This window comes from Hydrotalea sp. AMD (assembly GCF_004100315.1).
Taxonomy (GTDB): domain Bacteria; phylum Bacteroidota; class Bacteroidia; order Chitinophagales; family Chitinophagaceae; genus Hydrotalea; species Hydrotalea flava.
Genome location: NZ_SCKY01000111.1, coordinates 1 through 622, shown reverse-complemented (window position 1 = coordinate 622; position 622 = coordinate 1). Strand labels below are relative to the sequence as shown.

The following is a 622-nucleotide window of genomic DNA, read 5'->3' as shown; positions in this document are numbered from 1 at the left end:
CAATAAATTTGGAATGGAATTAGCTTATGACAAAACCAATTCCGTTGCAGGCACAACTTATGCCAATGCACAATACAATGGTAACATTACAGGTACAGTATGGAAATCGGCAGGTGATGCCACCAACCGTAAATATGATTTTACTTACGATAATGTGAACCGGATAACAGCAGCCAATTTTCTGCAAAACAGCAATAGCAACAGTTGGGACAATGCTTTTTTAAATTTTAGCGTAAACAACCTCAGTTACGATGCCAATGGCAATATACTAACCATGAATCAGTATGGGTATTTAATTGGCAGTTCAGGATTAATAGACCAACTGAATTATACTTATCAGAATAATGGTAGCAGTAATCAATTGCAACAGGTAACCGATGCTGCTAATAATCCAAATAGTACCTTAGGCGATTTTCATTATAATACTGCGACAAAAACCACTACCGATTATGCCTATGATGCCAATGGCAATTTAATTAGCGATCAGAATAAAGCCATTAGCAGCATACAATACAATTATTTAAACCTGCCACAACAGGTAAGTGTAACAGCAAAAGGAAACATTCAATATGTATATGATGCATCGGGTAACAAGCTGGCAAAAATAACAACGGATAATACC

The 622-nt window shown here is 36.3% G+C and carries 1 pseudogene; it reads left to right on the top strand.

The features are described from left to right. Positions 1-13: 13 nt before the first annotated feature. Positions 14-622, top strand: a pseudogene (locus EO766_RS18345) (DUF6443 domain-containing protein); the annotation flags it as partial.